The 13,527-nt window shown below is 71.2% G+C and carries 14 protein-coding genes; 8 read left to right on the top strand and 6 right to left on the bottom strand.

What is annotated here, in order from left to right:
* The coding region (locus NJ4_RS20300) for a protealysin inhibitor emfourin (RefSeq protein WP_157551249.1) at window positions 1-1,196 on the top strand (1,196 nt) is incomplete at its 5' end.
* A 199-nt stretch (window positions 1,197-1,395) separates the two neighbouring features.
* On the opposite strand, the gene NJ4_RS20305 is transcribed toward NJ4_RS20300, so the two are convergent.
* Genes NJ4_RS20305 through NJ4_RS20320 form a run of 4 tightly spaced genes read right to left on the bottom strand, consistent with a single transcriptional unit; the run spans window position 1,396 to window position 5,283 of the window.
* The gene (locus tag NJ4_RS20305; protein WP_245644645.1) at window positions 1,396-2,730 is read right to left on the bottom strand and encodes an ABC1 kinase family protein; all 1,335 of its coding nucleotides are present in this window, start codon (window positions 2,728-2,730) and stop codon (window positions 1,396-1,398) included.
* Between the two features lie 51 nt (window positions 2,731-2,781).
* Window positions 2,782-3,468: an aspartate/glutamate racemase family protein gene (locus tag NJ4_RS20310; protein WP_067439581.1), complete on the bottom strand. Its 687-nt coding sequence runs from the start codon at window positions 3,466-3,468 to the stop codon at window positions 2,782-2,784.
* A 47-nt stretch (window positions 3,469-3,515) separates the two neighbouring features.
* The gene (locus NJ4_RS20315) at window positions 3,516-4,973 is read right to left on the bottom strand and encodes a cytochrome P450 (protein WP_217996932.1); all 1,458 of its coding nucleotides are present in this window, start codon (window positions 4,971-4,973) and stop codon (window positions 3,516-3,518) included.
* Window positions 4,957-5,283: a hypothetical protein gene (locus NJ4_RS20320; protein ID WP_157551250.1), complete on the bottom strand. Its 327-nt coding sequence runs from the start codon at window positions 5,281-5,283 to the stop codon at window positions 4,957-4,959. The genes NJ4_RS20315 and NJ4_RS20320 overlap by 17 nt, the downstream gene beginning before the upstream one ends.
* 204 nt (window positions 5,284-5,487) lie before the next feature.
* Between NJ4_RS20320 and NJ4_RS20325 the strand changes: the two genes are divergently transcribed.
* Together NJ4_RS20325 and NJ4_RS20330 are read left to right on the top strand one after the other, a co-directional pair.
* On the top strand, window positions 5,488-6,762 hold the full coding sequence (locus NJ4_RS20325) for a sensor histidine kinase (RefSeq protein WP_169799301.1): 1,275 nt from the start codon (window positions 5,488-5,490) through the stop codon (window positions 6,760-6,762).
* Window positions 6,763-6,775: 13 nt separating this feature from the next.
* Window positions 6,776-7,486 carry a response regulator transcription factor gene (locus tag NJ4_RS20330; protein WP_157551251.1) on the top strand — a complete coding sequence of 237 codons (711 nt, stop codon included), beginning with the start codon at window positions 6,776-6,778 and terminating at the stop codon, window positions 7,484-7,486.
* Between the two features lie 54 nt (window positions 7,487-7,540).
* On the opposite strand, the gene NJ4_RS20335 is transcribed toward NJ4_RS20330, so the two are convergent.
* Window positions 7,541-8,284, bottom strand: coding sequence for an SDR family NAD(P)-dependent oxidoreductase (locus NJ4_RS20335; protein ID WP_067439599.1), 744 nt, complete (start codon window positions 8,282-8,284; stop codon window positions 7,541-7,543).
* Window positions 8,285-8,421: 137 nt separating this feature from the next.
* Here NJ4_RS20335 and NJ4_RS20340 point away from each other — a divergent pair, with 137 nt between their 5' ends.
* The 5 genes from NJ4_RS20340 (at window position 8,422) to NJ4_RS20360 (ending at window position 12,500) form a co-directional block, all read left to right on the top strand.
* A complete protein-coding gene (locus NJ4_RS20340) occupies window positions 8,422-8,751 on the top strand; it encodes a hypothetical protein (protein ID WP_067439602.1) in 330 nt (109 codons plus the stop codon).
* A gap of 148 nt (window positions 8,752-8,899) precedes the next feature.
* The gene (gene mshA / locus NJ4_RS20345) at window positions 8,900-10,159 is read left to right on the top strand and encodes a D-inositol-3-phosphate glycosyltransferase (protein WP_067439606.1); all 1,260 of its coding nucleotides are present in this window, start codon (window positions 8,900-8,902) and stop codon (window positions 10,157-10,159) included.
* The gene (locus tag NJ4_RS20350) at window positions 10,143-10,655 is read left to right on the top strand and encodes a type III secretion system chaperone family protein (protein ID WP_067439610.1); all 513 of its coding nucleotides are present in this window, start codon (window positions 10,143-10,145) and stop codon (window positions 10,653-10,655) included. The genes mshA and NJ4_RS20350 overlap by 17 nt, the downstream gene beginning before the upstream one ends.
* Window positions 10,656-10,664: 9 nt before the next feature.
* Window positions 10,665-11,021, top strand: a complete 357-nt coding sequence (locus NJ4_RS20355; RefSeq protein WP_067439613.1) for a DUF1304 domain-containing protein — start codon at window positions 10,665-10,667, stop codon at window positions 11,019-11,021.
* A 117-nt stretch (window positions 11,022-11,138) separates the two neighbouring features.
* Complete coding sequence (locus NJ4_RS20360; protein ID WP_157551252.1) at window positions 11,139-12,500, top strand: C39 family peptidase; 1,362 nt, start codon at window positions 11,139-11,141, stop codon at window positions 12,498-12,500.
* An 8-nt stretch (window positions 12,501-12,508) separates the two neighbouring features.
* Here NJ4_RS20360 and NJ4_RS20365 read toward each other — a convergent pair whose 3' ends face one another.
* Entirely contained in the window at window positions 12,509-13,447 is a 939-nt protein-coding gene (locus NJ4_RS20365; protein ID WP_217996933.1) for a DMT family transporter, read from the bottom strand.
* Window positions 13,448-13,527 lie beyond the last annotated feature (80 nt).

Consider the following 13,527-nt stretch of genomic DNA (forward strand, 5'->3'; position numbering starts at 1 on the left):
CCGGGCGTCCTGCCACGGCCGCCGTTGCCGCGGCCGACGGCGGGTTCACCGTGCACACCGCCGACAACGGCACCGAGCTGCCGGGCCGCGCGGTGCGTGCCAGCGGTGAGCCCGAGTCCGGGGACGTCGCCGTCGACGAGGCGTACGCCGGCCTCGAGGCCTCCCTCCAGATGTTCGCCGAGGTCTACGACCGCAACTCGTGGGACGGCGCCGGCGCCCACGTGCTGGCCACCGTGCACTACGAGCGCAAGTACGACAACGCCTTCTGGGACGGCACCCAGCTGGTCTTCGGCGACGGAGACGGTGAGGTGTTCGACCGGTTCACCAAGCCCGTCGACGTGCTGGCCCACGAGCTCACCCACGCGGTCACCGAGTCGGTCGCCGGCCTGGTCTACGAGGGGCAGTCCGGTGCGCTGAACGAGTCGGTCTCCGACGTGTTCGGCGCCTGTCTCAAGCAGCGCGTCCTCGGCCAGGGCGCCGCCGATGCCGACTGGGTGGTCGGCGAGGGTCTCTTCCTCCCGGGCGTCAACGGCCGTGGCCTGCGCGACATGCACAACCCCGGCACGGCGTACGACGACCCGGTGCTGGGCAAGGACCCGCAGGGTGCGGACATGTCGGCGTACGTCGAGACCACCGACGACAACGGGGGTGTGCACCTCAACTCCGGCATCCCCAATCGCGCGTTCGTGCTGGCCGCGCTCGCGGTCGGCGGCACCTCCGCCGAGGGTGCGGGTCGCATTTGGTGGGCAGCACTCGCCCAGGTGGCCTCCGACGTCGACTTCGCCGGGTTCGCCGCCGCCACGGTCGAGGCGGCCGGAGAGCACGCCGACGTCGTCCGCGACGCCTGGGCGCAGGTCGGCGTCGAGCCGGCTCAGCCCGGTGGCGACGCTGGCGGTGATCGCGCTGGGGCAGCCCCCGCCGTCGTCGAGGTCCGGCGTACCGGCGGCTTCGCGGGCCGTACGACGACCGGCCGCTGCGACCTGTCCGGTCAGGGCGCCCATCTCGACGAGGTGCGCGCACTGCTGTCCCGGGTCGACCTGCGGCCCGAGAAGCCGGCGCGTACCTACCCCGACATGTACTCCTACGTGATCCGGGTCGACGACGACGAGGTCACCCTGGCCGAGACCCAGCTGAGCGACGACCTGCGCCGGCTGACCTCGCTCGTGCTCGAGCAGACCCCCGACCAGGAGTCCTGAGGCGTTGAGTGCACGATCCGTGTCGGTTTCTCCGGAGAAATCGACACGGATCGTGCACTCAACACCGCGTCGCGGCGGGCTGGTCGGGCGACCGAGCTGGTCGGGCGAGCGGGCTGGTCGGGCGAGCGGGCTGGTCGGGCGAGCGGGCTGGTCGGGCGACCGAGCTGGTCGGGCGAGGTCAGCCGGCGCGGGTCGACGCTCAGACGGGTTCGAAGCCCGGCACGTACTGCTCGAGCAGGGCCCGGAACTCCACGGTCGCCTCGAGCTGGCACAGCACGCCGAACCCGCCGAGCCAGACCCGGTGGATCAGCATGTAGTCCGGCGGCAGGTTCAGCTTGAACGCACGCGAGAGGTTCTCCTGGGTCGGGGTGGCCACCCGCACCGTCTGCGACCGCAACCAAGCGCGTGAGAACTGGAAGGACTCGGCGCGCCCGGCGTCCAGGAACGGACCGAGGTAGTCGGCCAGGTCGTCGGGGGAGAAGACCGTGCGCGGCAGCAGGAATCCCTCGTCGCGCAGCCCGTCGACCACCGCGTCCCAGTCGTCGCGGACCCCGCGGGACAGCAGCTCGCCCAGCGGCCGCGGAAAGCCCTCGGGCAGGCGGGCGACCGCGCCGAAGTCGACGACGCCGAGCCGCCCGTCGTCGAGCACCCGGAAGTTGCCGGGGTGCGGGTCGGCATGCATCAGCCCGGTGCGGGTCGGGCCGCAGACCAGGAACCGCGCATAGAGCCCGCCCACCCGGTCGCGCTCCTCCGGCGTACCGGCCTTGATCACCTGCGCCAACGACGAGGTGCTCTCCATCCACGTCGTGACGAGCACGCGCGGGGTGTGGGCCACCACCGCCGGTACGACGAAGTCGGGGTCGTCGGCGAACTCGTCGGCGAAGATCGACTGGGCGGCGGCCTCGAGGGAGTAGTCGAGCTCCTCGGCGACCCGGGCTTCGACCTCGGCAAGCAACGGCTTGATGTCGAGTCCGGGCGCGAGGACGGTGAAGAGGCGGGCCATCCGGCCGAGCTGGCGGAGATCGGAGCGCAATGCCCTGGCCGCGCCGGGGTACTGCACCTTGACCGCGACCTCGGTGCCGTCGGCCCAGGTGGCCCGGTGCACCTGCCCGATCGAGGCGGAGGCGACCGGTGTGGTGTCGAACTCGGTGAACCGCGTGCGCCACTCGTGGCCGAGGTCCTCGGCCAGCACCGAGGTCAGCATGCGTGCCGACATCGGGGGAGCGGAGTCCTGCAGCTTGGTCAGGGCGTCACGGTAGGGCCCGACCAGCTCGTCGGGCAGCGCCGACTCGAAGATGCTCATCGCCTGGCCGAACTTCATCGCCCCGCCCTTGAGCTCGCCGAGGACCTTGAAGATCTGGTCGGCGGTGCGCAGCTGCACCTCGGTCAGCACGGCGCTCGCGGGCCGACCGACCAGGCGCTTGCCGAGGCCGATCGTGGTTCGGCCGGCGTAGCCCATGGGCAGGCTCGCCAGACGAGCCGTCCGCCCGATCGCGGACTGGCGCATCCTCGCGTTCCCCGGTTCCTCACCCACGGCATCGAGCCTAACCGGCCACCCCTCGCGCGAAACCCGGACGAGGGGGGCTCAGAGGGCGCGGTCGAGCGCCGCTTCGACGTGCAGCGTGGTGCAGGGGAACAGTGGCACCTCGACGTCGGCCTGCTCGATGAGCAGCTCGAGCTCGGTGCACCCCAGGATCACGCCCTGGGCGCCGCCGTCCCACAGCTGGTCGAGCAACTCGATGATCTTGCGACGCGAGGAGTCGAGCACCTTGCCGTGCACGAGCTCGTTGTAGATGATCGCGTTGACCATCTCGTGCTGCTCGGCTGCCGGGACCTGCACCTGGAGCCCGTGCGAGGCGATCCGGTCGGTGAAGAAGGTGCGTGACATCGCGAACGTCGTACCGACCAGGGCCACGGTGTCACAGCGACGGGCCTTGGCGGCGTCGGCGACCACGTCGGCCAGGTGCAGCAGAGGGATGTCGACGGCCGCCTCGACCTGCTCGGCCACCCGGTGGAAGGTCGTGGTGCACAGCATCAGGAAGTCTGCGCCGGCCTTCTCCACGCCCCGTGCTGCCTCGGCCAAGATGGCGGCAACGCCGTCCCAGTCCTCGGCCTGGCCGAGCGCGGTCACCTCCGCGAAGTCGACGGAGGCCATCACCGTCCTCGCAGATGAGTAGCCGCCCAGACGCCTCTCGACGCCGAGGTTGAGGTCTTTGTAGTAGGCAGCGCTGCTTTCCCAGCTCATGCCGCCGATGAGTCCGATGGTCTCCACACGGGAAGTCTCCCGTGCCGCGCGGGATTCGGCCACCCCGGGTCTCGTCAGTTGACTCCGGTGTCGACCGGGAGTCGGTCATAGCCGCGCAGGACACGGTTCGGACGACGCACCGGTTGCCCCGCGACCCGCAGGTCGGGGAACCGGGTGAACAGCGTCTCGAGGGCCACCTTGGTCTCCATGCGGGCCAAGCTCGGCCCGAGACAGAAGTGCACGCCCGCGGAGAACGAGAGGTGGTCGGCGGCGTTGTGGCGGCGTACGTCGAAGCGGTCCGGGTCGGCGAACACGACGGGGTCTCGGTTGGCGCCCGAGAGCATCAACAGCACCGCAGTTCCGGCGGGTACGTCGGCGCCGGCGACCGTGGTGTCGGCGTACGCCTGCCGCATGGTCAGCTGCACCGGTGACTCGACGCGCAGGCACTCCTCGACCGTGTTGGTCCACAGGGAGGGGTCGGCCAGGACGTCGTCGAGCTGGTCGCGGTGCTCGTCGAGGAGTACGACGGCACTGCCGATCAGGTTGACCGTGGTCTCGAAGCCGGCCCCGAGCACGAGCAGGCCGGTGGCCGCGAGCTCGACGTCGGTGAGCCGGTCCTCACCGTCGAGGACGGCCAGCTTGCTGAGCAGGTCGTCGCCGGGGGTGCGGCGCAGGCGGGCCACGTGCTGGTCGAACCAGGCATGCATGCGGGCCACGGCGTCGGTGGCCCGGCGGTAGTCGCGCCACGACAGGCCGGGGTCGAGCAGCCGGGCCGCGCCGTTGCCCCAGTGCAGCAGGCTCTCGTGCATCTCGTCGGGAACGCCGAGCACGTCGGCGATCACCGCGAGCGGGAGCAGGGCGGCGTACTCCTCGATGAGGTCGAAGTCGGTGCGACCGCGTGCGGCGAGCTCGTCGAGCAGGGTGTCGGCGATCTCACAGATCCGGGGCTCGAGGGCAGCCACCGCGCGCGGCGTGAAGACCCGTGAGACCAGCTTGCGGTAGCGGGTGTGCTCGGGCGGGTCGACCGCGAGCAACGACGGCGGGTCGACCGGGCCGAAGTGCATCGGGTCGGCGAACGCCCGGTGCAGCCGTCGGACCGGCATCGGCAGCTCGCCGTGGCCACCGCCCACGCCGAACGTGTCGCTGCGCAGCATCTCGTTGACCACGGCGTGACGACTGGTCGCCCAGACCAGCGGACCGGGCACCACCGGAGCGCGCTCGCGCAGTTGCGTCAGCGACGGATAGGGGTCGGCCAGCAGTGCCGGCTCGATGTTCATCCGCGCGACCAGGTCACCCTTGCGGGCGCCGTACCGGATGCCGAAGCGCGAGGTGCCGTGGTCGAGCAGCCAGGCCATCCGGCGGCTGCCGGGCAGCCACGACAGGCGCCCCGGAGCGCTGGGCCTGCGCCGCCGGTCTCGCCCGAGCTGCCCCCGGGAGGCCGCCGACGCGGCCGGTGCGGTCGGCGCCGGAGCGTCTGTGGCGCCGGCGTGGTCGACAGGACAGGCCGACGACGTGTCAGGACGCGTGGACAAGGGGGCCTCCCTGGCTCGTGTGGTTGGCCACACGAGCAGGGTAGCGGGACAGGATCCGCAGCACGCCGGCGTTGCGCTGGCGCAGGTCGCGGAAGAGCCCGGCGCGCTCGTCGGGGTCGAGGTCGCTGTCCAGCTGCGCCTCGACGGCGATCGTCCAGCGGTAGCGCAGCGCGGAGACCAGGTGCTCACGGTCCCCGAAGATCAGCGCGTAGTCGTCGTTCCACGGCACCTCGCCGGTCGGGTCGAGGCGCGTGGTCTCCTCGATCTCGCGCAGGGCCTGCCAGCGGCGATGGGTCTCTTGCCAGGTCATGGTCGTCTCACCTTCAGCCGGTTCGTCACGGTTCACCAGTCGGGTCACCACGTCAGGTGATCGATCTGGTCACCCACGACGCTAGACATCGCGGCGCGTCCGGACATCGCGCTGCGGTACCCAGTCGGGCTCCGACCCTGGTAGGAGCCGCGGACCGTCCACAGAGGGATGGCAGGACCGCGGCGCTTCTCTAGTCTGGGAGACATGTCTGTGGACCTGGGTGCGTTCCTGCACGGCGCACGCGCCCGCATCGAGGACAAGGGCGCCCAGCGCGGCCTCGTCTATCCGTGGTGGATCGCGGTGATCGCCTCGGTGGGGCAGGTCGGCAGCATGGTCGTCGCCGCGATGCAGCGCGACGTGCTGTGGACGCCACAGCCCGTGGCCCTGGCCGTGCTGCTGGTCGCGATTCCCCACGTCTGGCACTTCGCCGTGCGGCCGTGGCTGCACTGGTCGATCGGCACCGTGGTCGGACTGGGTGCGGCGGGCTGGATGCTGACCTCGCCGATGACCGTGGACACCAGCGCCGACGCCACTGTCCTCGCCGTCACGCTGCTGGTCGGCGAGATGACCACCACCGAAGGTGCGTGCGTCGGCCTGTTCGTGGGTGGACTGTCGGTGGCGGTGATGGGCCTCACCGCGGGCGCGGACGTCCTCGAGCTGGGGGTGCCGTCGATGCTGGCCGCGTTCCTGATCGGCTACACGCTGCGCTGGCAGATGCGGGCCATCGTCGCCGAGCGCAACGGGCTGGACAGCGCCCGGGACCGGGCCGCGCTGGAGGAGCGGCAGCGCATCGCCCGTGAGATCCACGACCTGGTCGCCCATTCGCTGAGCGTCACGCTGCTCCACGTGACCGGAGCCCGGCGCGCGCTGACCGAGGATCGCGACGTCGACGACGCGGTGCAGGCCCTCGAGGACGCCGAGCGCATCGGCCGCCAGGCGATGGCCGACATCCGCCGCACCGTCGGCGTGCTGAACAGTGCCCCGCGCACCGACGTCCAGGCCGCACTGCCGGGGGCGGCCGACATCCCGGCGCTGGTCGACGACGTCCGCGCGGCCGGGCTCGAGGTCGACTTCGCGCAGACCGGCGACCCGTCCGGGCTCTCGGAGTCGGCGGGCCTGTGCCTGTTCCGGGCCGTGCAGGAGTCCCTCAGCAACGTGGCCCGGCACGCGCCCTCCACGTCGGCGACGGTGCGGGTCGCTCACACCGCGGACGGCGGTGCCACGCTGACCGTGCGCAACGCGGTCCCGGCCGACGTCCGCAAGTCGGCGTCGGGCGGCGGTCCGGGAGGCTCGGGGCTGGCCGGGATGGCGGCCCGGGTCGAGCAGTTCGGCGGTCGGCTGTACGTCGGTCGCGATCCTGATGATCAGTGCTTCTGGCTGGTCGATCTGGCGCTGCCGCGAGGCGCGCAGAACGATGGGGCAGTCGGTGGTGATGACGTGGTTGACGAGGCCTGTGTGATGCGCAAGTGGGCACGGTGAGGAGGTGGGTGCGGTGACGACGGTGCGGGTGCTGTTGGTCGACGACCAGGAGCTGGTGCGATCGGGCCTGCGACGCATCCTGCGACGGCGCGACGGGTTCGAGATCGTGGGTGAGTGCTCCGACGGCTCGGAGGTGCCGGCCGCGATGGCCGAGCTCGCCGCGGCCTCCGACGCCTCCGACGCCTCCGATGCTGAGCCGGCCGGGGGTCGGGCCGTCGACGTTGTGGTGATGGACCTGCGGATGAAGAGGGTCGGCGGCATCGAGGCGACCCGGCTGCTGCGGGCCGGCCCGGACGGTCCGCCGGTGCTGGCGCTGACCACGTTCGACGACGACGAGCTGCTCTCCGGGGTGCTGCGCGCCGGCGCCGCCGGCTTCGTGCTCAAGGACTCCCCGGCCGAGGACCTGATCCGCGCCGTGCGGGCGGTCGCCGCCGGTGACTCGTGGCTCGACCCGGGCGTCACCGGGCGGGTGCTGACCAGCTACGTGCGCAGCGGACCGACCACGGCCGAACGGCCCGCGGAGCTGACCGCCCGCGAGTACGAAGTGCTCGAGGCGATCGGGCGCGGCCTGGCCAACAGCGAGATCGCGACTGCCCTGCACATCTCGGAGCTCACCGTGAAGAGCCACATCGGGCGGGTCTTCACCAAGCTCGACCTGCGCGACCGGGCCGCCGCGGTGGTCTACGCGTTCGACCACGGCATCGTCCGGCCCGGCAGCGCGTGAGCGTGCCGTAGGTTTCCCCGGTGCGCCGGGGAAACCTGTTGCAGGAGTGTCGCGTCAGACCCGGTGCACCTTGTGCTGCGCGGCCTGGGCGCGGGGCTTGATCACGAGCTCGTCGATGTTGACGTGGGCGGGCCGGGTGGCCACCCACGTGATCGCGTCGGCGACGTCCTCGGCCATCAACGGGTCGGGCACGCCGGCGTACACGGCGTCGGCCTTGGCCTGGTCGCCACCGAAGCGCACCAGCGAGAACTCCTCGGTGTGCACCATCCCGGGGGCCACCTCGCTGACCCGGATCGGCTCGCCGACCAGCTCGAGGCGCAGCGTCTGGGTGACCACCTTGGTGCCGTGCTTGGCGGCCGTGTAGCCGGCCCCGGTCTCGTAGGCGTTGCGGCCGGCGGTCGAGCCGACGTTGATGAGCACGGCGTCGCCGCTGGCCCGCAGCGCCGGCAACAGGGCCTGGGTCACCCGCATCAGACCGACCACGTTCACGTCGTACATCGCCTGCCACTGCTCGGCGTCGGCCGACTCGACCGGCGCCGACCCGAACGCTCCACCGGCGTTGTTGACCAGCACGTGGAGGATGTCTCCGACGGCCCCGGCCAGGCCGGCGACCGACTCGGCATCGGTGACGTCGCAGGCCACCGCGAGACCGTCGATCTCGGCGGCCAACTGCTCGATCCGGTCGGTACGGCGTGCCGCGCAGACCACCCGGAACCCTTGTGCGGCGAGGGCCCGGGCAGTGGCTGCGCCGATCCCGCTGGAGGCTCCGGTGACGACGGCGACGCGACGAGTGCTCATGGGCGCGATTGTGCCGGATCCCCGGACTGGGGTGGCAGGGCCTGTCCATCACCGGCACACTGGGACGTTGGGTACGCCGTCCGGCGTGCCTGCTGTGTGCGTGGAAGGGAAGCATTTTCGTGCGTCCGTTGGCAGCCGTGACCGGGTTCTTGGGCGGAGTGTGCCTCGTTGTCCGGCACTTCCTCGACAACGATGTCCTGCAGTGGCTGGGCTTCGGGCTCCTGGGCGTCGCCGCCCTGTCGATCGGCCTCATGCTGGTGCCGAAGGCCCCGGTGTGGCTGCAGGCGATCGTCGGTCTCGGCGTCGTGGGCCTGGCTGGCTCCGTGCTGGTCACCCTGCACAGCGAGTTGGACGCGGACTCGGTCGACCTGGTCATCGGCATCGTCGCGGTGCTGCTCTTCGCGGTCCTGGCCGTGCGGTGGCGCCGTGCCCGGCAACCACGCGCCCACGGGTCGCACAGTCGCTGAGCCGTCCCCGGGCCCGAGTCTGCAGCATGAGGTCGTCTCGCCTGCCAGTCACGCGACAGTCACCTGCCGGGCACCTGAGGCCGGCCGGGAATAGGCTGCGGCGGGCCGTGGTTGTTGCGGGGATGAGTCCGGGAGGTAGGACGCCTAGATGAGCCGCATCGCGATGATCAGCCTGCACACGTCGCCGCTGGACCAACCCGGCACGGGTGACGCCGGCGGCATGAACGTCTATGTCATCGAGCTGTCCAAGCAGCTCGCCCGCCGTGGCATCGCGGTCGACATCTTCACCCGCGCGACCTCCTCGAGCCTCGACCCGATCGTGGAGTTCTCCGACCACGTCCTCGTGCGCCACGTGCACGCCGGCCCCTTCGAGGGGCTGACCAAGGCCGAGCTCCCCGGGCAGCTCTGCGTCTTCGCGCGTGAGGTGCTGCGGGCCGAGGCGGCCAACCTGCCCGGCCACTACGACGCGGTGCACTCCCACTACTGGCTCTCCGGGCAGGTCGGCGCACTCGCGCGCGACCGCTGGGGTGTGCCGCTGGTGCACTCGATGCACACGATGGCGAAGGTCAAGAACGAGGCCCTCGCCGACGGCGACACCCCCGAGCCGATTGCGCGCGTGCTCGGTGAGGAGCAGGTCGTCGAGGCCGCCGACATGCTGATCGCCAACACCGACCTCGAGGCCAGGCAGCTGATCGACCTGTACGCCGCTGAGCCGTCCCGGGTCGACGTGGTGCACCCGGGGGTCGACCTCTCCGTCTTCCGTCCGCGCATCGACGCGCGTGAGCGCCTCGGTCTGCCCGGCGATGCGCAGGTGCTGCTGTTCGCCGGCAGACTCCAGCCGTTGAAGGCTCCCGACGTACTCCTCAAGGCCGTGCACGAGCTGCTCGCCGACGACCCGTCGCTGCGGTCGCGGCTCGTCGTCCCCGTCGTCGGGGGGCCGTCCGGCTCCGGCCTCGAGCACCCTGAGGCGCTGGCCGACCTGGCCCACGACCTCGGTCTCGACGACGTGGTGCGCTTCGTCCCGCCGGTCACCCAGGACGTGCTGGCCGACTGGTGCTCGGCGGCCACCCTGGTCGCGGTGCCCTCCTACAACGAGTCGTTCGGGCTGGTCGCGGTCGAGGCGCAGGCGGCCGGTGCGCCGGTCGTCGCGGCCGCGGTGGGCGGGTTGCCGACGGTGGTCCGCGACGGCGAGTCCGGCCTGCTGGTCGGCTCCCACGACCCCCGGGACTGGGCACACGCGCTCGGCCGCGTGCTGCGCGAGCCCGGCCTGCACGCGAAGCTGGCCGCCGGTGCGGTCGAGCAGGCCCGTCAGTTCTCGTGGGAGCGCACCGCGGACCGTACCCTCGAGGTCTACCGCAAGGCTGCCGGACTGATGAGGGAGGACGAGGCGATTGTCTCCGCAGGCTGAGGACGAATCCGTCGAGACCGGATCCGTCGAGACCGTGCGTGGCTGGCTCGACGACAACGAGATCGCGTTCGAGCAGAAGGACGACGTCTTCTCGTTCTCGCTGCCCGGGGAACGCAAGCTGGAGACCCCGGTGCGCCTCGACATCGGCACCCACGCGCTCGGCGTGCACGCGTTCGTGTGCCGCAACCCCGACGAGAACCACGAGGGCGTCTACCGCTGGCTGCTGGAGAAGAACCTGCGGCTGTACGCCGTCGCGTTCGCCATCGACCGGCACGGCGACATCTATCTCGACGCGCGACTGCCGCTCTCGTCGTTGAACGCCGACGACCTCGACCGGGTGCTCGGCACCGTGCTGGCCACCGCCGACGAGTCGTTCAACACGATCCTCGAGCTCGGGTTCGCCTCCTCGATCCGCAAGGAGTGGGAGTGGCGTCAGCTGCGCGGTGAGTCCACGAAGAACCTCGAAGCGTTCCGGGGCTGGCTCGAGCAGGAGTAGGTTCCGCCCATGACAACGGTTGCCTACGTGCTCGCGGGGCTCGTCGCCGCGCTGCACCTCTACTTCCTGGTGCTCGAGATGTTCCTCTGGACGGCGCCGGCCGGCCGCAAGGCGTTCGGGCTGACCCCTGAGTTCGCGCAGGAGACCAAGGCGCTGGCCGCCAACCAGGGTCTCTACAACGGGTTCCTGGTCGCCGGGCTGGTCTTCGGGATGGTCCGGGGCGATGATCCGACGATCGCCTTCTTCCTGGCCTGTGTGGTGGTGGCCGGGGTGTACGGCGCGGCCACCGTCAGTCGCAAGATCCTGGTCGTCCAGGCGCTGCCCGCGCTCGTGGGCCTGGTGCTGCTCCTCCCCGCCCTCACCTGATCGACCTGTCGTGAGTTCGGGCTGACCTGTCGTGAGTTCGGGCCGATGACGTCGAACTGGCGACGGGTCGAGGCATTCGAGTCCCAGGCGTCACTTTCGTCACATACCATGCCGAGCATGGCCTTCCCCGGTGTCCTTCCCTCACCTCTGCGCGCGGGCGTGGCGCTCCTGCTCGCGGCTCCACTGTTCGGCGTTCCGCTGGTCGCCGCACCCCTCGCTGCCACGGCTTCGACCGCCGCCGGGGCTTCGACCGCCGCCGCGGGCGTCGTACGACCCGCAGCCGCCGCGAGCGGCGTACGACCCGTGGCGCGAGCGGTGACGCCGAAGGTCCTGACCACCCGCTGGAGCAGCGCTGCCGAGCTCGCTCGCGGACAGCGCAAGGGCGTCGCGGTCAGTGGTGGCTCCCTGGTGATGGCGCCGGTGCCGGCGGGCTCGGCCAGCCTGAAGGACCCGTTCGGCACCCGCCCGGCGGCACGGTTCGACTACGGGACCTGGGTCTCGCCGTGGGCGGCCACCGGCTTCGACGCCACGAACCTGATCGCCTCCTGGAACGCGCGTACCCCGGCCGGCACCTACCTGCGCATCGATGCCCGCACCCGGTCCGCGAGCGCGACCAGCTCCTGGGACAAGGTCGCCGTGTGGGGCTTCACCGTGGAGAGCACCCACCGTCACTCGGGCGACGCGCAGGCCGATGACCTCAACAAGCTGCTGACCGACACGCTCGTCAGTCAACGCGGCACCATGCGCACCTGGCAGGTGCGGGTGACCATGTACCGGCGTACCGGCACCACACTCACCCCGCGCGTCGACTCGCTCGGCGCGGTGGCGGCGAACTTCAGCAAGCGCACCGCCCGGACCTCGCCCACCTCGATGCGTTCGACGTCCGAGATGGCGGTGCCGGGGTTCTCCCAGATGATCCACACCGGTCACTACCCGCAGTGGGACGCCGGCGGCGAGGCGTGGTGCTCGCCGACCTCGACCGCGATGGTGCTGCGCCACTTCAACCGGGGCCCCAAGCCGGCTCACTACGCCTGGACCCACGAGACCGACGGGCAGGTCGACCACGCCGCGCGCTACACCTACGACCACACCTACCAGGGTGCGGGCAACTGGCCCTTCAACACCGCGTACGCCGGGATGTACGGCACTGACGCGTTCGTCACCCGGCTGCTCAACCTGCGTGACGCGGAGCGGTTCATCCGTGCTGGCATCCCGGTCGTGGTCTCGATCGCGTTCTCCCGCGGCGGTCTCGACGGCTCGCCGCTCACCTCGACGCCGGGCCACCTCGTGGTGATCACCGGCTTCGCCGCCGACGGCCGGGTGATCGTCAACGACCCCGCGGCGCCGCGCAACTCGACCGTGCGCCGGGTCTACCGCCGCGACCAGTTCGAGGGGGCGTGGCTCGGAGGCTCGGGTGGTGTCGCCTACGTGATCCATCCGGCGTCGAAGCCGCTGCCCGGCGACTCCGCCCGCTGGTAGTCCCCGGCTCAGGTCGTGACGGGCTGGTCGGCCGGTACGCCGGCCAGTGGCTCGGGCTGCTTGACGCGGGTACGCCGGCGCGAGACGAGCACACCGACCACGCACAGCGCGCCACCGACGTACGCCAGCGCCGGAGGAGTCTCGCCGAGCAGCAGCGCGGCCAGTGCGATGGCGATCACCGGCACCAGGAACGTGGTGATCGAGAGTCGCCCGGCGTCCATGTGGGTCAACGCGAACGCCCATGTCGAGAACGCGAGGGCGGTCGGGAACACCCCCAGGTAGAGGATCCACAGCCATGACGACGTGCTGCCGTGCTGCACCAGGTCGACGAACTCGCCGGTGAACGGGGAGGCGGTGAGCAGGCCGATCACACAGGCCAGGAAGGTGATCTCGAACGGGTGCAGTCGCCGGGTGAGCGGCTTCTGGCAGACCACGCCGATGCCGTAGGTGATCGCCGCGAGAACGGTCAGCACCACGCCCCACAGGTCATGGTCGCCCGAGCCGTTGCTGGCGAACCCGATGATCGCGACCCCGGAGAAGCCGATCGCGATGCCGATCACCAGCCAGCGGGTGAGGCGTTCGTCGAGGAACAGGGCGGCCAGCAACGCCACCAGGAGCGGTCCGACCTGGATCAGCATGGCCGCGGTGCCGGCGTCGATGCGGCGCTCGGCCTCGTTGAGGGCCAGGTTGTAGATGCCGAACCACATCACGCCGCAGGCGATCAGTAGTGCCCACTCCCGTCCGCGCGGCCAGGTCCGCGGACGCCGGAAGACCATCACGCCGAGCACGATCGAGGCGATGCCGAGCCGCCCGATGGTCAGGGCTCCCGGGGTGACCTCGTGGCCCAGGTGGCGGATCGCGACGAACGCGGACGCCCAGCAGACCAACGTGAAACCCGCTGCCGCGGTCGGGAGCCAGGTGCGGGTCAGGGCGGGGGAGTTCGTCACTCGCCAAGCGTAGGGATCGGGGTACCCATCTGCCGAGCGTTTTTCGGACAGCGAAGCGCGACTTCCCGCCGTACTTCCCG

Origin of the sequence: Nocardioides jensenii JCM 1364 = NBRC 14755 (assembly GCF_001552535.1) — a bacterium.
In the GTDB taxonomy this organism is placed as follows: Bacteria; Actinomycetota; Actinomycetes; order Propionibacteriales; family Nocardioidaceae; genus Nocardioides; species Nocardioides jensenii.